Here is a 17,614-nt window from a genome sequence, read left to right as displayed (position 1 = left end):
TTTTATTCTTTTTTGCCTTCACGTCTGCAAAGGCGTGGAGGAAATTTGATTTTTCATTCCATCATTTCTGAACGGGATATCATTGGTAAAAGTATTACCAATCAGTTTAAACTCGCTCATCAGAACCTGAAGTATCAGTACCCGGAGACATAGGACCCATATTCAGTAGTATCCTGCCCATTACCAGCCGATTCATCTTCAACATATTCATTTTCGATCTATACGGCACCAACAGGAATGCTTAAATTTATTGTTAACCATTTCTGCTATATCGGTTAACAGCTTTTTGAAGCCTAAGGTGGCATAAAAATGAGAAGAAAAGAAATATTCCCGAAGATAATGTGCACCCAGCATCCTGATTCAGTATCAAGGTACATCGCAACTCAGGAAGAGGTAGAGGAAGCGCTTGAAGCAGCCCTGAAGTACGGATGCGATGAGTACATGCCGGATTATGAAGGCAAAGCTACTCCATACCACCAGAACGTGCAGATCGTCTCGAAGTTCATAGAAGAAACTGACCTGCTCCCGGGAGACAATTTTCACATTACTCCAAGAGTACCCAGTGCAACCCAGGAAAACCGCTTTCGTCAGATCATGGTCATGATGTCAATAGCGGAGGCAAACTATACATCCCACCAATTCTCAAGTACCCAGGCCATAACAGAACTGGTACATCCAATGACAAGTACCACAGAGGAGATCATCGAGTCACAAAAGCATATGATCGAGGTAGGGGAGCTTGCCAGGAAAGAGTTTCATTTTGAGATGGACACCCCTCGTGTGATCCCGCTGATAGAAGATGTCCAGGGTTTGATAAATGCAGAAAAAACAATCGGGAATACCATCAGTTCAACAGAGAAAATACTCGGACAGGAAATCGACAGATACAGAGTGTTCATAGGAAAATCAGATTCTGCACTTTCCTTTGGCCATGTGGCAAGTGCCCTCTCCTGCAAGTATGCAATAAATGACCTTTGCGAACTTGAAAAGAAGATCGACACCAGCATAGGCATTATCTTCGGAGCCGGAACACTTCCGTTCAGAGGACACCTGAACAGGCAGAACGCCACCAATTTCTTTGAGGAATATAAAGGCATCAGCACGATAACCTTACAATCTGCCATCAGGTTCAACCATTCAAAAGCAGAGTATGAGGAATTGATAAGATATGCCAGGGAAAAACTTTCCGGTTCACCGGAAAAGTATGACCCGAATGATAAGAACGACCTTGTCAATATGATCGCCATACTTGGCTCGAAGTATAATCGGATAATACACCATATAGCACCAACAATAAACCGGGTATCCACCATGATGCCACAACAGAGGGACAGGCTGATCCATGGAAGCAGCACCGGTTACTCAAGGGAGGTAGCTGAAATAAGCAGCATAACCTCGCTCTGCCGTAAAGACCTGGCAGAAGAGCTGGGGAAGAGCATCCCATCAGAAACGGTTAGTTTCCCCAGGGCCATCAAATTTACAGGAGCACTTTACTCAATCGGACTTCCACCCGAAGTGATCGGATTGGGAAATGCTCTGGAAGACATCCGAAAAAAGATAGGAGAAGAAGCTTTTGAAAACCTAATCAGCAAATACTTACCTTCAATGGCATCGGATATCAGTTTCGCTTTCGGATATCTTGACCTGAGATCTGCAGCCAGATTCCTGCCACCATTCGCCCAAAGATCCTTACAAAAAGATGTTGATGTCCTGAAAGATATATTCAGCATCGAGCAAGATTGTGATCCATCATACAGGAAACTTCTGGAGATAATGCAACCGGAGTTGATAAGATATGATGAAAATCCAGATGAGAATGTATCACATATAATGGAATCGACATTACTTCAGATGGCAAAAATAAGACGGGCACTTGGATAATTTCTTCAGCTTTTATATTTACCATGAACTGAAAAAGGAAACTATATAAGAGCGGGAACAGGATATATTATAATAGGCACAATTCGTGTGGCAGTGATACAAATTAATATAAAGGGATATTTTGGGGAGAGGCCATGAAGATCAAAAGAATAGTAGTAAAGAACCTTTTTGGGACGTTCGATCATGATATCCCGCTGAACACCGAGGAACATATCACTATCCTTCACGGACCGAATGGTATCGGGAAAACGGTACTGCTACAGATGCTCAATTCCCTTTTCCGCTCTAACTACTACGAACTATACAGGATCCCATTCAGCAGACTGGTCGTCGAGTTCAGTGACAGGAGCAAGCTTGTTGTAAATAAGAAACTTCACCTTGAAGAGAACATGCCCAATGTTCCCGAGGACAATACATACAGGGAACTGAGATTTGAGCTTTTGCGACCGGGGAAGAAGAAACAGCGCTATACTGTCAAGCCTATTGACATCGGAGAGGTGTTCTCAACATTCAAGGTCGAACATATGATACCTGAGCTTGAAAAGATCGATGAGAACACATGGGTACACTTCCCCACACAGGAAAAACTGACATCTGAGGAAGTGATGAACCTCTTCAGCGACCGGCTGCCACAGAAAAGGAAAGATGAACCGGCCTGGCTCAAGAATGCCCTGGAATCGGTCAACATCTGCTTCATCCGGACCCAGAGACTCCTGAGCATCTCATACTCCCAGCCTGTGGAGACCGAGAGAAGGACGTCTGTGACACCTTCTGTTGTCAGTTATTCCGAAGAGCTTGCAGCATTGATGCAGAAGAAACTTGCAGAATACGCAGCCCTTTCACAATCCCTTGACCGTACCTTCCCTACAAGGATGCTAAAGAACGGAGAACATCCCGAAACCTCCATAGAGGACCTCAAAAAGGAACTGATACACCTGGAGCAGAAACGCAAATGCCTCATTGAAGCTGGTTTCATTGACACTGAAGAGGGAATTGATGTCGAGGAACTGAGAGAGATAAATGAGAAGAACAAGAATTTCCTGCAGCTATACGTAGAGGATGCCGAGCAAAAGCTCAGCGTTTTTGACGAGCTCATGCAGAGGATCGATCTGCTGATAAAGATCATCAATTGCAGATTCCTCTACAAGAAATTGTCTGTGAACAGGAAGGACGGATTTATTTTTACCACATCAGAAGACATGCGCCTTTCCCCTACCAAACTATCATCAGGAGAACAGCAGGAACTGGTATTGTTCTATGAACTGTTGTTCCATGTCGATCCTGAATCCCTTATACTCATTGATGAACCTGAGATCTCATTGCATGTCCTGTGGCAGCAACAATTCCTCAGGGACCTCCAGGCCATAACAGAACTGGCAGGCTTTGATATTCTCATTGCGACACATTCACCACAGATCATACATGACCGCTGGGACCTCACCGTCGAACTAAGAGGACGTGACGATGAAGAAATATCTGACAGCCGATGACATCGCCAACAGTGCCAGAATGATGCGAACCCAGTATCGTGGGACCATCATGATAATAGAAGGCAGTACCGACATGAGGCTTTACAAGCGCTTTGTCGATGACAGAAAGTGCAGACTTATCCCTGCCAACGGCAAAGAGAATGCTATCAAGGTTGTTGAGATACTTGAAAGATCCGGTTTTGAAGGCATACTGACCATTGTTGATGCTGATTTCTGGAGACTTGACAACATCGATTTCGAACAAAGGAACGTACTTGTCACCGACACCCATGACCTTGAGACAATGATCATAGCATCAGAAGCACTCGACAGGCTTCTGGAAGAATTTGCAGCACCGTTCAAACTGCAGAAAATGAGAACACCTGTGCGCGAGCTACTTCTTGAAGCAGCCATGCCGATAGGACTTTTCAGATGGCTTTCCTCATCCTCCAAAGATAAGCTCTCACTCAGGTTCAAGGACATTCATTTCGACAATTTCATGGAGGTATTCCCATTGTCGGTCAACATAAAGTACATGATAAGGGAAGTCAAGGAAAACTCACACGAGTACTCCCTGAATGAGAAGAAGGTAAAGAATGAGATAATTACTCTGCTAAAAGAAGAACATGATCCCTGGCAGGCATGCTCAGGTCATGATATGGTAGAGATACTTGCCTATGGACTGCGAGAGGTTTTCGGCAACTCGGATTCCCGTTATGTGACCGAAGGTATCATCGACAGAAGCCTCAGGCTCTCCTATGATATCACCATGTTCAGGGACACCGAACTCTATCGTTCGATACAGGAGTGGGAAGACGAGAACCCGGCTTTTACAGTACTCCAGTAAAAGTGATCTCAAAGCTTTGTCATATCCCCGTATTCAAGAACTGTAGAAACAGGGGAAGTTGTCACAGAAATACCTGCCTCTTCCACAGCAGCCAGCAGGTTCACACCTACAGCCACAAGTATGCCGGCCATACCTTCTTCTACAGGAGCACCGACCATAGCATCAGAATCACCAATGTTCAGCACACCCCCGATACCGGAGTCCTCCAGATGTTTCAATACATCTCTTGTCTTTTCAACCGCTGAAGAAGGTATATTTCGCATGTTGGCAAGAATACAGCCATTTCCGGTATCCAGTACATCAAGAACAGATGTTGAGTGACGTATCAGAAATATCTTGACGGGGTCAATGGATGTTCCTGAATATGAGATCATATCAAGGAACTGCACAGGGTCATTGTGTTCCATCTGTATGAGGCCTCCATATGCAGGTTTGATAGGAATGCCGCTCTTGAGGAGAAGACCATCGAAGGTCATACTGCAGACGGTTGCTATGTTCACACATCCAGGAGGTACATATACCCTTGAGTCAGAGTCCTCTTCAAAGACCTTTATGTAAGGGCTGATGCTGACACCGCCCGTGGATGCATATTTCATGACATCAATGGCATTATCGAAATCATCCTTGTCAACTGTGGACAGATTCACTATTACATTGCCTTTCTTTGAAAAGGGATCGTAATCTGTCTTATAGATCAGTTCTTCTATTCTGGTGATCACAAAATCAAGCCTGTCACCTATCAGGGCATCTTCCAGTTCTTTTTTACCGGAGGCAGTGATGGTACGCCCGTTATAACCGTGTTTTTCGGTAAATCCCCTCTCATCAAGGATCCTTAGATGATAACGTACAGCACGCTCTCCCAGATTGTAGCCACGGTTCTGCAACTCATCGGCAATGTTCCTGGCACCTATGGGTTTTTCACTTTCACTGATAACGCGCATTATTTCAATAAGCTTACGTTCTATCTGGGGATCGGTCATCTGTCAGCACCTGATACAATAATAAGATAAATAGATTAACTCGTTAATACTGCCTATTTAAGAATAAGCAACGTATGTATACCGGGTACAAATTTATAATTTGCTATTGCCGGTTATATCTTTCCTGTTTTTAGTATATAAACCATGAGCCAAAAGCCCATAAATGCAGCTATAACAAAACCAGCGACCCCAAAGAGAGGAACCCCCCCGATATGGGGCTGCATCCCTGTCTGGATGATAAGGGAAGAACCCAGAATAATGGAAGAGATTATCAGACTGAATGATAAACGGTTGCTGGCTGCATTGAGCTCAGCAACGATACGGTCCATTCCTTTATGTTCGAACCTTAAGTTAAGGTACCCTTTCTCAGCAACTGAAAGTATATGGGAGAGCTGCAATGGGGCCTTGTGCAGCATACGAGCCGTATACCACATGTCAGTGTAGAGAGTGGCAGCAATATTACGAGGTTTGAACCGGCTGCGCATGATGTTGCGGGCATAAGGCTCAGCAATAATGGTCACATTGAAATCCGGAACCATCTGTAGAGCAAAACCGCTCACAGTCATCACTCCTTTGAAGAGAAGGGCGATGTTTGGAGGTATCCGGATCTTGAACTTTCTCAACAAGGTCATCATTTCTGCGATCATTATCGGGGTATCCAGTTGTGCTAATGACCTGCCATAATATTTGTTCAGAACGTGTTCGTAATCGATCTTAAATGCATGTACATCAATATCTGTCGGCACCATCCCAAAGTCCTTCAATACCTCTAGATACTGGTTAACATCACCTCTTGTGATGGCGATCAGAGCATCGATCAGCAGGTTCCTTACCTCATGAGATATGCTCCCGACCATTCCGAAATCAAGGAGGGCTATACGACCATCCTCGAGTATCATGACATTTCCGGCATGCATATCTGCATGAAAGAAACCATCCTCGAAGATCTGCTTCATGAACGCTTCTGTACCATATCCAGCCAGCTTGTTCCTGTCCAGCCCAAGCTCATCGATCTTCCTGAAATTGTCACTTTTGATGCCGTCTATATAGTCAAGGGTCAGTACTTTCCGACTGCTGTATTCCCAGAAAACACCAGGGATCACAATGATAGGGTCATCCTTGAAATTTTTCTGGAAACGCTCGATGTTACGGGCTTCCTGAGTAAAATCCATCTCCGCATATATGGACTTCTGAAGCTCATCCACAACCTCCACGGGACTGTAGAGCTTCGCTTCCTCCACATGCTCTTCTGCAAAACCGGCTATACTATAGAGAATATCGAGATCTGAATCAATGACCTTCTTGATACCCGGCCTCTGGACCTTTACGACGACATCCTCCCCTCCACGAAGCATTGCGCGATGTACCTGACCAATTGATGCTGCAGCGATCGGTTCTTTATCAAAGGTCAGGAACAGGTTCTCTATCGTATCCCCTAACTCCTCTTCAATTATCCTTTCAACTTCCGAATACTCGAAGGGGGGAACATCGGTCTGAAGTTTGGCAAACTCTTCTGCATATTCCCGGGGAATAAGGTCCTGACGCATGCTCATGAGCTGACCGAACTTTACATAGGTGGGTCCAAGCTCTTCAAGTACCATACGTGCCCTGGCAGGACCTGTTCTGGGCTCATGCTCTCTGCCTAAACGATCCTTGAACCGGGACCTGAGAGAACCAAGGGACCTTATACCCATCTGGTCCACAAAGTATCCAAAGCCGTACTTGACGAGTGTGTCAATGATCACTCCATAGCGTTTCACTATGGAATACCTGCGTACTATATTGGAAGCCATCCGATATACTGCCTGCCATTAAACGCCATGTAGTAACCTGAGCTACCACTAAGAGACTACTAAAGTCTTAGAAAAATAAATGGAGGAAATGATCAAAAGATCATTCTTCTGCTTTTTCTGATGCTGTTTCTTCTTTAGTCTTTTCTTTTAACAGCTCTTCGAGATCTTCGATCTTTTTGTGGAGGGCTTCAATTTCTTCCTTAGAAGCAAGATCTGATTTTCCAAAGACTTCCTGGACCTTTGCAGAGATCCTGTCTTCCAGATCTTCCTGCTGCTGCCTCTGCCTCTCGAGCAGGTCCTCTACGAACTTCTTGCCTTCTTCCTTGTTGAAATCACCTTTTTCAACAAGCTCTTTTACGTACTCATCAATCTTCTCTTCGGTGATCGCATACAGACCAAGGCCAAAAAGTCCTAACTTCTTCATAGTGTCTATCATCAAAATTAAACCTCCCGTAATAGAAGTTAACTTTTTTAGGATATATAGTTTGTGAGAAATGGAACTAAAAAAGAATAGCGGAACGGCTCTCACGAACCTCTCCGACACAATCGGACTTAACTTGCAAGCTCTTCGATAGAATGCTCAAGATATCTTGCACCACTCATTTCAATGAACTTCTGGCATACATCCCGGGCATCCCCATCCATGATAATAGACCCATTCTCGAAAAGAACTGCCCTGTGTGCAACTTCCTTGACAAAGTCCATATGATGGCTCACAAGCACGATGGTCGTACCAAAGGTTGCATTGATCCTCTTCAGGGAATTGGTAACATCCCTTAATGTTACAGGATCAAGGTCACCGAATGGCTCATCCAGCATGAGGATCTCAGGAGACGTTGCAAGTGCCAGTGCTATATAGGCCCTGACATGCTCACCGCCGCTTATCTGGTAGGTGGTCTTGTCAAGGACATCCAGTGGAAGGTCAAGTGCCTCAAAGATAGGAACTGCATACTTGTCCACATCGGTGCTCAGCACGCCTGGGAACAACTGAGGAAATATATCCATTGAAAGACGCATCTGGTTGAGTGCCTTTGTCCTTTCGTCCTCGCCCATGTCCGGGAGCTTGTAAATGATATCCAGCATCTCATCGGAAATGTGCAACTGCTCTGCCTTCTGTCTCGCATGCTCAAGTGCACCGTGCATTTTCATGCTCAGCCTGAAGCCTATCTGCTGGCGTATGGTCGAGTGAGGTGAAAGTGAGAATTCCTGATGCATTATGCTTATCTTTCTCCAGAGGTCCAGGCGCTGTCTGGTAAAGCTGGACATATCCACCCATTCACCGTCATGATAGTAGGCAACCTCGCCCTCCTTTGGCTCTTTCAGCCCCTCCATGATCTTCAGGAATGTGGTCTTGCCTGCGCCTGATGAACCAATGAAACTTACAATCTCACCTCTGTTGATCTCCAGGGACTGATTCTTGATGTTGAGAACCTCACCTACACGAATAAGTGCGAGCCTCTTTGAGATGTTGCTTGCCCTGATGCAGGGAACCTTTTCGTTTAGTTCAGATAGCTCTTCCTTTGGTTTAAGGTCCTTAAGGAAGTTCTTCAGAACGACTTCAGGTTTACCGTCTTCAACGACCTTGCCATCCTCGAGATAGATGACACGGTCTGCGAGGTATGTGTGGACCTCCGGAAGGTGGGATACCACGATGATAGGGATGTTTAGTCTGTCCTTAAGCTGAAGGATGACATCCATGACCTCCTGCTTGGTATCAGGACCTGTCATGGTCACAGGTTCGTCAAGTAGTAAAAGACGAGGCTGGGCAGCCAGCTGGCGGGCAACGATCAGGCGCTGTTTCTCACCACCGCTAAGAAGGTTGGATGAATGGAGCGCTTTCTTCTCAAGTCCCACAAGTCGCAGGTATGCCATGGACCGCTCATACAGTTCATCATAAAGAGGAGCGTCCGGCTCAGGAAGGTCTTCGTATCCAACATAATGACTATTCAGCCTTCGGATCAGGTTCTCTATTGCAGGGCCGTTCCATAGACCAAAATTGCGCTGGAAATGAATGGCAGTACCTCTTCCAAGGAGCTTTGGACCATCAGCAGAATCATTTGTTATAACTGAGTCATCCAGCTCTATACTTCCGGAATTGAAAGGTTCAATGCCTCTTAATATCTTTAGAAGGGTTGTTTTTCCACTGCCGCTCTTACCCGTGATACCAAGGATCTCGCCATTAGCTACTTCGAAACTGACACCATCGAGAACGCGCAGATCTCCTGAAGCGGTCTCATAATCTTTTACAATATCGGAAACTCTGAGCATAATTAAGCCTCCAACAGCATCCATTTATCATTTTTTGATAGCTGACACAAGTTCTTCTATCTTAGCCCTGACGTCCGCGGTCTCTTCGACGATCGTACCGGTAACGATCATATCAGCACCGGCATCTGCACAGATCTTTGCAGTCTTACCATCGCGGATACCGCCACCTACGATCAGCTTGTTATCTCCGAGAACGTGTTTTACCGCACCGATGGTAGCGGGAGTCACCGGCTGGTCTGCGCCTGAACCTGCCTCAAGATAGGTATAATGCATCCCCATGTACTTTCCCGCAAGGGAATAAGCTACTGCAAGCTCCGGTTTGTTGCGGGGGATAAGCTTTGCATCGCCCACCCAGCCAACAGTTCCCCCGGGCTCGGTTATTATATAAGCCATGGAAATAGGCTCTATCCCGTACTTGTAAACAAGTGGAGCCCCCATTGCCTGATTTGTCGTGACATAGTTGATGTCACGGGAATTCAGGAGGCTCATGAAAAGGACGGCATCGGCGTGAACGCTTAAGCCGCCGGCATTCCCCGGGAAAAGAATAGTAGGAACATCTGTCTGTTCCTTTATCTTTAAAATGGTCTGGTCCAATGCCAGACCTCCGGCTCCAGTGGAACCACCGATCATGATAGCATCGGTACCCCCTTCTACTGCAGCCTTTGCAATATCTGCAGCGACCTCGGGGGCCTGTGATGCCGGATCGATAAGAGTTAAGTGAACTGTACCTTCGCGTTCTGCGATCTCGTTGAGGTACTCTTCCACTTTCATTTGCACGATCAGCTCTTTCTTGCTTCCTTGGATTTTACACGCAGGTTTGTGTAACCACATTTTCTGCACTGTGTTGCCCTGACAGCATTACGTGCATTGCACTTCATACAGATCTTTTTGTTAAGGATCCTGTCCTCTGCTTCTGGAAATCTTGCCATGTTCTCACCTTGATTAATAGTATAATGATATGTTATTTGAAACTGATAGTCATCAGTAATACAGGCTGGCTACATGCATTTCAAAACATATAACTGTTTTGGGATAGGATATGACTTCCCAAAAAAAGCAAATGAGCTCATAAAAAGAAAATATAAAGTATAACAGCAACAAGAGACTCATTTTAAGAATGATGACAAGACTTGATAAAAGCAAAGCGAAAATTGCCGTTAAAAAATGGAGCCAGAGCTCACAAGTAAGGATGAAAGAGAAAACGGAAAGAAAAGGGAACGTATCCACTGGTAAACTGACAGCACTAGCAGAAAAGGAAGTTAATGGCAGTGATCAGGGGCCGTCTCATCGACCTCTCCGGGCGACCCTACCCCCGATGTTCTCCCCATCCAAGGTCGACCTAAAGGATTTACAAATGCCAGTTTAACCTTGTATGGTCATGGGATCTTACTCCCAATGGCATTTTGCCTTCTGATTCACTGCCACACCGTACCAGTTATGATACGGTAATAGAGAATTTGTTTTAAAACTATTAATTGATTTTGATACATAACCTGGTCACAAAAAAGAATGCAGAAGTCTGCAAAAGAAATACAAAGAAAAGGAAAGAAAAGTAAAAAGGATAAGACCGGAGCCTTATTCCTTAAGAGCGGCGATGAGCAGCTCACGGGCCTGACGTGCATCCGCACGGCCCTTTGTCTTCTTCATGACCTGTCCTACAAGGAAGTTGAGGGATTTCTCAGTTCCTCCAAGGTAGTCCTGAATAGCCTCGTCATTTTCTGCAATTGTTTCTGAGACCGCCTGTGTCACGATATCACCCTCGACCTTCAGGAGGCCTTTCTCCTTTACAATGTCCATTGGATTTCCGCCTTCATCGAGGATAATCCTGATAACATCCACCGCGCTCTTCTCGGTGATCTTCTCCTCAAGCACAAGGTTGATGATATCAATGATGTCATCAGTTGTGAAGGAAGTGATAGCAAGGTCCCTGTAATTAAGCTCGCCCCTGAGCACATCTGCAACCCAGGTACCTGCTGCACGGGGGTCGACCTTTGAAGCGACTATCTCAAAGAAGTCTGCCACACGGATATCAGAGGTAAGTGCCTTTGCATGCATCTCAATGATATCATACTGCTCAATGAAACGGTCACGTTTTGCATCCGGAAGCTCAGGAAGGGTTTCCTTGATAGCAGGTCCCCAGTCGGACACCCTCATCGGTACAAGGTCAGGTTCAGGGAAGTAGCGGTAGTCATGCTCCTCTTCCTTTGTACGCATGGAGATGGTGACACCCCTTGCCTCATCGAAGTGACGGGTCTCCATTACGACCTTTCCACCCCTTCTCAGAAGGTTCTTCTGGCGCATGATCTCATAGAGGATGGCACGTTCTGCACCCTTGTGAGAGGAGATGTTCTTGACCTCGACCCTCTGGCCGCCCATGACGGAGATGTTGGAGTCGACCCTCATGGAACCTTCAAGACTGCCGTCGAAAACATCCAGGTACTCAAGGATGTTCCTCAGCTTGTCAAGGTACCTGCGGGCCTCTTTAGGACTCCTCATGTCAGGTTCGGAAACTATCTCGATAAGGGACATTCCGGAACGGTTGTAATCGATAAGTGTTCCCTTGGACTTCTCAATGGTTCCCATGTGCATCAGACGACCGGGGTCCTCTTCCATGTGTGCACGGGTGATCCTTACCACATGCTCCCCGTCCTCGCCCTCAATGACGATCTTACCGTTGCCTACGATAGGGAAATCATACTGGGTGGTCTGGAAACCTTTTGGAAGGTCAGGATAGTAATAGTTCTTCCTGTGGAACTGTGTCTGCTCCACGATCTCACAGTTGAGTGCCAGTCCGATCTTCATGGCAGCTTCCACTGACTTCTTGTTGATCACAGGCAATGCGCCCGGAAGACCAAGACAGACAGGACATACGTGTGTGTTTGGTTCTGCATCGTGGTATTTTGTAGAACAGCCGCAGAACATCTTGGTGTTGAGCTTGTTCAGCTGGACGTGGACCTCAAGTCCGATCATTACACCATCAGGATTCTCGTATACCATTTAGATCACCTCTGCAGGACGTGCTTTATTATGATCGGTATTTTGTTCGAACGCATATGCCGCACGCATGATGGTCGCTTCATCGTACTGTTTTCCTATGATCTGCAACCCAACAGGGAGTCCGTCGGAAAGTCCGCATGGCACTGATATGCATGGAACTCCGGAGAGGTTCATCGGAACAGTGTTCACATCGCTAAGGTACAGGGACAGTGGGTCCTCCACCTTCTCACCGATCTTAAATGCAGGCATTGGCATTGTTGGTCCCATCAGGACATCCACACTTGACAGTGCTTTCTCGAAGTCCTGCTTGACAAGGGTGCGCACCTTCAGTGCCTTGAGATAGTACTTGTCCTGATATCCGGCAGAGAGGGCGTATGTTCCAAGAAGCACCCTGCGCTGTACTTCCTTACCGAAACATTCGGCACGTGTCCTGGATGCCATAACATGCCAGTTCTCACCGTCGTGCCTTGGACCATAGCGGGTACCGTCGAACCTTGCAAGGTTGGATGATGCCTCGCTCATGGCAATGGTATAGTAAGCTGCAAGAGCGTATTTTGTATGTGGCATGGAGACCTTCTCCCATGTTGCACCCATTTCCTCGTACTTGCTGATCGCATCCCAGACAGCCTTCTCGACGCCTGCATCAACACCTTCACCGAAGTACTCTTCAGGAACACCGATCTTGAGACCTTTTACATCATCAACAAGTGCATCGCGATAGTTCACTTCCCTGTCAATAGAAGTGCTGTCACGGGGATCGTGACCGCCAATGACATCCATAACAGTGGCGATGTCCTCGACACATGTTGCCATGGGACCGATCTGCTCAAGGGAGTTAGCATAGGAAATAAGACCATAACGGGAAACAGCTCCGTATGTTGGCTTGAGTCCCACAACACCGCAGAATGCGGCAGGACAGCGAACAGAACCACCGGTGTCAGAACCAAGTGATACCGGGGCCTCGCCTGCTGCAACAACAGCGGCACTGCCACCAGATGAACCTCCGGGCACTCTATCTGTGTCCCATGGGTTCAGAGTGGCACCATAGCAGCTTGATTCAGTGGATGTGCCCATTGCGAACTCGTCCATGTTGGTCTTTCCGAGTATAACAGCTCCTTCTGCTTTCAGACGCTCGATAACATGTGCATCATAGGGTGGGATATAACCTTCCAGTATCTTTGAACTGCAGGTAGTTGCAAGTCCCTTTGTGGAAATGTTGTCCTTGATAGCGATAGGTACTCCTGCAAGCAGACCTTCGCCATTGCCCTTGTCTGCCTCCTTTGCCATCTCAAGTGCGCCGTCATAGGTACATGTGTAACCATTGATGCTGCTTTTTGCGATCGTTTCAAGATAAGCAGCTGTAACCTCTTCTGCAGAACTTTCAGAGATCTTCCTTTTAATATCAGATATGCTCAGCCATTCAGCCATGGTCTCACCTCAAATGATCCTCGGTGCCTTGATATAGCCATCCTTCTCGGATGCGGTGTTCGCAAGCACATCTTCCTGGTCAAGGGATGGTGTGACAACATCTTCCCTGAAGACGTTCATGATATCTGCCACGTGATAGGTGGGTTCGACATCCTCGGTGTCCACCTCATCCAGCTGGCCGAAATAATCCAGTACAGAACTTAACTTCACAGCGTAGTCCTCGGCATCCGCATCATCGATCTCGATGCGGGCGAGCCATCCTACGTGTTCTACCTCGTCTTTTGTGATCATATTAGGTTCCTCAGATAATTGGGATAATAACATAGTGTGTTCTAATATGACTGATAGAAATCAAGTACTTAATATTAATATGTTGGCTTGTCCGGATAGCTCAATGTGATCAGGTTGTGGGAGGGCAATGAGAAAGACAAAGGAAGGTATAGTGTCCAAAAAGAAAGGGAACTCCACAGGGAGAGGATTTGCAGTAGAAGATCTGATGACACCCTGTGGAGAAGGAAGGATAATATGTGCTTAAAGCAGCCTTTCCCCTGCATTTGGTCCGGGGGAGCAATCATAAACATCCGTGATCTTCATCACAAGAAGGCTTTTTGCCGGTGCCTGTGACATTTTGGAATGGACGATCTCCTGCATCTTCTCGAAATCCGGTCCGCTTGTCTTTAACTCAACATCACCCTTGATCTGGAAGGAGCCTTTTGTCTTTGGTCCCCAGATATAGATAGAGACCTTTGGATTCTCCATTACGTTCGAAAGGGTCTTTTTCATGAAGTTGTCCGCGATCCATATCGTGCTGTCATCGATCAGCGAGACAAAACCGATAGGTACAACGTTCGGAACTCCATCCTTTGAAGCAGTTGCAACAGGGAATATCTGTATTGTGCTTATAGCTTCTTTCATTTCATCTGTAAGTGTTACCATGTTGATCACCACAGGTACTAAATAAGTATATATTAATATAGTAAACTGTTACAAAACTGTACTTAAATACATCTAAGTGCATATTTCTAACCAGTCACAAAACAGATCCACCTTGAGATGATGGCATTATGAGCGAACAAAAAATGATAGCAGAGGAGATATCTCTGCTCTATGAGGAAATTACCGGGCTTCGCAATGAACTTAACAGGTTCAGGGGAGAGGTTGCAGGAGGCCAGACCAATTCATTGTTCAATGAGTTCAGGAACCAGTGCGCTGTGCAGATGATCAACGGGTCTTTTGAGAATGCCTGCCAGGTCATTGAGAACGAGGAAAAGGAATGCCCAATGCAGTCAAAATGTATCCCGCATCTGGTCCATTATTTTGAGGATCTGATAGACTATACAAGAAAAGGGCAGGTTACAAAGGAGAATATCGAAAAGTTGCGCACCAATTTTGATAACGTGAAGGAGATGGCACAATTCGATCACTGTTCCAACTGCATACAGAAAGCTGAGGGATACTTCGACCAGCAGATAGGAATGTTGCAGACAATGGGCCTCTACCGTAATGAAAGTAACATACAGTTGCAGGTCCAGGACCTTCATGAAGAGCAGGTTGCCAGCCTGATAGGAGATCCTTTGAGCAGCTCCGTGCGTGTCAGGATCCTCAAGGCACTGTACGAAGAGGGAAGATCGTTCACCGAACTCTCAAAGCTCACCGAGCTTCGCGGAGGGAACCTTCTATTCCATCTGGAAAAACTGCAGAACAGGGGAATGATCAGGCAGCGTGGTGAAAGGGGTGAATACCAGATCAGTGTGCAGGGTTATGAAACGCTCAATGCCATGGCTGAACTTGTATCCAGATTGGGTGTGAACTATATTAGAGAATAATTGATTCATCCAACCATCAAGCAGATAAAAGTAGCCTGTCTTTTGGGCCAGGGCATATATCACAGAAGAAGAACAAAAAAGGAAAAGAATTAGAACAATATAGCATATTTACATTGGAGACACATTAGAAACTCCAGAAATATCATCATCTTATGACTATTTTTTAAAATAGAGTTCATTTTTAAATTCTGAAGATATCAGGTACATGAGGCGAAATATACCCGCAAATATTGAATAATAAAAATAAATATACATTATGAGGATAAGCATTTTATTTTTATTATGGGTAATATATAAATAGCATCGGGACAAATTTCTAATTGGGAATAAAAGAAGGTGGTACGTATGAGACTCAGTTCAAACTTCAGGTTGGAACTCTCGAGCTCACCATGGGGAACGATCTCACTCTCCTTTGTTGAGATCGATGAGGATCCTGAAAAGCCCCCCTAACGAATACTTTCTTACGGGAGGCGGATCCCTATTGACAGGATGTATGGAAAAACTGATCCATTCAGGGGAATTCCCGAATGGATGGTTTCACAGGATGGATCTCAGAAAAGAAAGGAATTTCAGGAATCATCCTGCTTGCTCGGGTCTATTCTTAGCAGGCTGCTGCTACCGATCCTGCCATCTGCACCAATGCTGATGGAAAATGCAATTGCAGAGGAATCCTCTGTGCCAGGCTGTACATAAAGCAAATTTCTATCTTCCATTTTATACCTCATTTGTTCAAAAGTTAATATTTAAGCTGCTTTTTCCCGGGACCTCTCAGGACGATTGTACCCATGCCCGGAATAGATACGATAAAGGCGCCTTCTTTTGATGGTGCCGTCATCGTTCACTATCGAAGAAAAAACGACCGCAGCATCCATACATACTTGCGGTTTGTATAAGACTACGTTACTCAAAAGATATCCGTACCTGTATGCATCTGTTATAGTCTCATTTGTATCTGTCATTTCTTTAGTCCCCAAATATTTACACACCATATCTGATCGGATCAGTGCATGCCAGCAGAACAGGGACCATTGGTTGAGAAACCACACAGGATCCCATCTGCAACCCCCATACACAGACCTTGCTAATATGTTGACATTTTGAGTATAAATAATATTGCTTTTGGATAATTACTATTATCCTAAAAGGTAACTAAAGTTTTTTTGTATCATTAAAACTTCAGCGCTCACAAAGAGATCAATGCAATTGCTGACAGAGCAAGAACAACACCGATCCACTGCATTGAGGACAAATGCTCTTTAAGAATTATCCATGCAAGCAGAACCGTGCTTCCGGGATATAGGGATGCTATCACTGTCGCAATATCAAGCCTCCCCACCTGAGAAGCAAGAGCGAAGAAAAGATTACCAATGGCATCAAAGATCCCTGCAAGTATTATGACGGGGAGAACGCTTTTTGAAGGCAAGGTTGCCGACTTTCTGAAGAAGGCAAATCCAAGGATCACCACTACAGCAGATACCTTTGCAACCGTAAGTGGCCAGAAGACCGCGGATTCGCTGAAAAGATCCACCGATATGAAGAAGATACCAAAACCCACGCCTGCCAGCAGAGGGTAGAACACATCCTGCCTTTTGATCTCGCCTTTCTCGCCTGTGTTGCTGATCAGCCACATGGCGACAATAGCTAACACAAACCCTCCTATCTGGTATCCTGCTGGCAGACCTTCGTTGGAAGCACCATATACCACAGGCAGTGCAACAGTTATCACAGCCGAGATAGGTGCTGCAACTCCCATCTTACCCCTGGAAAATGCATGATATAGTGCCAGAAGACCGGAACTTCCGGCAACACCTGCAACAAATCCCCAGAATATGCCATCCATTGGAGGGAACTCTTCTGAGAAATACAGTGCAAGAAATGGAAGAAGGACAAGACCCACAGCCTGTGTGATTATGACCACCGAATAGACACTGGCGCGTCTTGTTGCAAGACCACCAGAGAAATCTGCAGCACCCCAGGTTGCAGCTGCTGCAAGGCCGAAAAAGGTTACAAGGATCTCAGGGGGGATCATAAGGTTTGCTCCGGGATGAAGAATAGGATTATTTCCGGGTAAATTTTCTCATTTCTATAAATAGATTCTCACACAGACCGAAAAGATACTTTCGAG

Annotated in this window: 17 protein-coding genes; 4 read left to right on the top strand and 13 right to left on the bottom strand. The window is 45.8% G+C overall.

The window, feature by feature from the left end; genetic code table 11:
* The first annotated feature begins 309 nt into the window (after nt 1-309).
* From ppcA to ACR3I3_RS03365, 3 genes are all read left to right on the top strand, one after another.
* The gene (gene ppcA / locus ACR3I3_RS03375) at nt 310-1,881 is read left to right on the top strand and encodes a phosphoenolpyruvate carboxylase (RefSeq protein ID WP_440953164.1); all 1,572 of its coding nucleotides are present in this window, start codon (nt 310-312) and stop codon (nt 1,879-1,881) included.
* A 134-nt stretch (nt 1,882-2,015) separates the two neighbouring features.
* Nucleotides 2,016-3,371 (top strand): AAA family ATPase, encoded by a 1,356-nt coding sequence (locus ACR3I3_RS03370; RefSeq protein WP_440953163.1) that lies wholly within the window; start codon nt 2,016-2,018, stop codon nt 3,369-3,371.
* Complete coding sequence (locus tag ACR3I3_RS03365) at nt 3,346-4,197, top strand: DUF4435 domain-containing protein (RefSeq protein WP_440953162.1); 852 nt, start codon at nt 3,346-3,348, stop codon at nt 4,195-4,197. Before ACR3I3_RS03370 ends, ACR3I3_RS03365 begins: the two co-directional genes overlap by 26 nt.
* Nucleotides 4,198-4,205: 8 nt before the next feature.
* On the opposite strand, the gene ACR3I3_RS03360 is transcribed toward ACR3I3_RS03365, so the two are convergent.
* The 10 genes from ACR3I3_RS03360 to ACR3I3_RS03315 form a co-directional block, all read right to left on the bottom strand.
* Nucleotides 4,206-5,177 (bottom strand): DUF128 domain-containing protein, encoded by a 972-nt coding sequence (locus ACR3I3_RS03360; protein ID WP_440953161.1) that lies wholly within the window; start codon nt 5,175-5,177, stop codon nt 4,206-4,208.
* A gap of 113 nt (nt 5,178-5,290) precedes the next feature.
* Nucleotides 5,291-6,970, bottom strand: a complete 1,680-nt coding sequence (locus ACR3I3_RS03355; protein WP_440953160.1) for an ABC1 kinase family protein — start codon at nt 6,968-6,970, stop codon at nt 5,291-5,293.
* Between the two features lie 100 nt (nt 6,971-7,070).
* Entirely contained in the window at nt 7,071-7,406 is a 336-nt protein-coding gene (locus ACR3I3_RS03350) for a phasin family protein (RefSeq protein ID WP_440953736.1), read from the bottom strand.
* Between the two features lie 116 nt (nt 7,407-7,522).
* Nucleotides 7,523-9,238 carry an ATP-binding cassette domain-containing protein gene (locus ACR3I3_RS03345; RefSeq protein ID WP_440953159.1) on the bottom strand — a complete coding sequence of 572 codons (1,716 nt, stop codon included), beginning with the start codon at nt 9,236-9,238 and terminating at the stop codon, nt 7,523-7,525.
* 27 nt (nt 9,239-9,265) lie between these two features.
* Nucleotides 9,266-10,009 (bottom strand): geranylgeranylglyceryl/heptaprenylglyceryl phosphate synthase, encoded by a 744-nt coding sequence (locus tag ACR3I3_RS03340; protein WP_440953158.1) that lies wholly within the window; start codon nt 10,007-10,009, stop codon nt 9,266-9,268.
* 8 nt (nt 10,010-10,017) lie between these two features.
* Nucleotides 10,018-10,167, bottom strand: a complete 150-nt coding sequence (locus tag ACR3I3_RS03335; protein WP_440953157.1) for a 50S ribosomal protein L40e — start codon at nt 10,165-10,167, stop codon at nt 10,018-10,020.
* Nucleotides 10,168-10,813: 646 nt separating this feature from the next.
* A complete protein-coding gene (gene gatB, locus ACR3I3_RS03330; RefSeq protein WP_440953156.1) occupies nt 10,814-12,235 on the bottom strand; it encodes an Asp-tRNA(Asn)/Glu-tRNA(Gln) amidotransferase subunit GatB in 1,422 nt (473 codons plus the stop codon).
* Complete coding sequence (gatA, locus tag ACR3I3_RS03325) at nt 12,236-13,663, bottom strand: Asp-tRNA(Asn)/Glu-tRNA(Gln) amidotransferase subunit GatA (RefSeq protein WP_440953155.1); 1,428 nt, start codon at nt 13,661-13,663, stop codon at nt 12,236-12,238.
* A gap of 9 nt (nt 13,664-13,672) precedes the next feature.
* Entirely contained in the window at nt 13,673-13,954 is a 282-nt protein-coding gene (gene gatC / locus ACR3I3_RS03320) for an Asp-tRNA(Asn)/Glu-tRNA(Gln) amidotransferase subunit GatC (protein ID WP_440953154.1), read from the bottom strand.
* Between the two features lie 240 nt (nt 13,955-14,194).
* Nucleotides 14,195-14,599: a pyridoxamine 5'-phosphate oxidase family protein gene (locus tag ACR3I3_RS03315; protein WP_440953153.1), complete on the bottom strand. Its 405-nt coding sequence runs from the start codon at nt 14,597-14,599 to the stop codon at nt 14,195-14,197.
* Between the two features lie 128 nt (nt 14,600-14,727).
* On the opposite strand from ACR3I3_RS03315, the gene ACR3I3_RS03310 reads away from it, so the two are divergent.
* Complete coding sequence (locus ACR3I3_RS03310; RefSeq protein ID WP_440953152.1) at nt 14,728-15,489, top strand: winged helix-turn-helix domain-containing protein; 762 nt, start codon at nt 14,728-14,730, stop codon at nt 15,487-15,489.
* Between the two features lie 569 nt (nt 15,490-16,058).
* Here the strand turns inward: ACR3I3_RS03310 and ACR3I3_RS03305 are convergent.
* The 3 genes from ACR3I3_RS03305 to ACR3I3_RS03295 all read right to left on the bottom strand — a co-directional run bounded on the left by ACR3I3_RS03305 (nt 16,059) and on the right by ACR3I3_RS03295 (nt 17,518).
* A complete protein-coding gene (locus ACR3I3_RS03305; RefSeq protein ID WP_440953151.1) occupies nt 16,059-16,202 on the bottom strand; it encodes a hypothetical protein in 144 nt (47 codons plus the stop codon).
* A 30-nt stretch (nt 16,203-16,232) separates the two neighbouring features.
* Nucleotides 16,233-16,448, bottom strand: coding sequence for a hypothetical protein (locus ACR3I3_RS03300; protein ID WP_440953150.1), 216 nt, complete (start codon nt 16,446-16,448; stop codon nt 16,233-16,235).
* Between the two features lie 224 nt (nt 16,449-16,672).
* Nucleotides 16,673-17,518 (bottom strand): EamA family transporter, encoded by an 846-nt coding sequence (locus ACR3I3_RS03295; protein WP_440953149.1) that lies wholly within the window; start codon nt 17,516-17,518, stop codon nt 16,673-16,675.
* Between the last annotated feature and the right edge of the window lie 96 nt (nt 17,519-17,614).

The sequence above is a fragment of the Methanococcoides mangrovi genome, assembly GCF_052057775.1.
Taxonomy (GTDB): domain Archaea; phylum Halobacteriota; class Methanosarcinia; order Methanosarcinales; family Methanosarcinaceae; genus Methanococcoides.
This window is presented reverse-complemented; position numbering and strand designations above follow the sequence as displayed.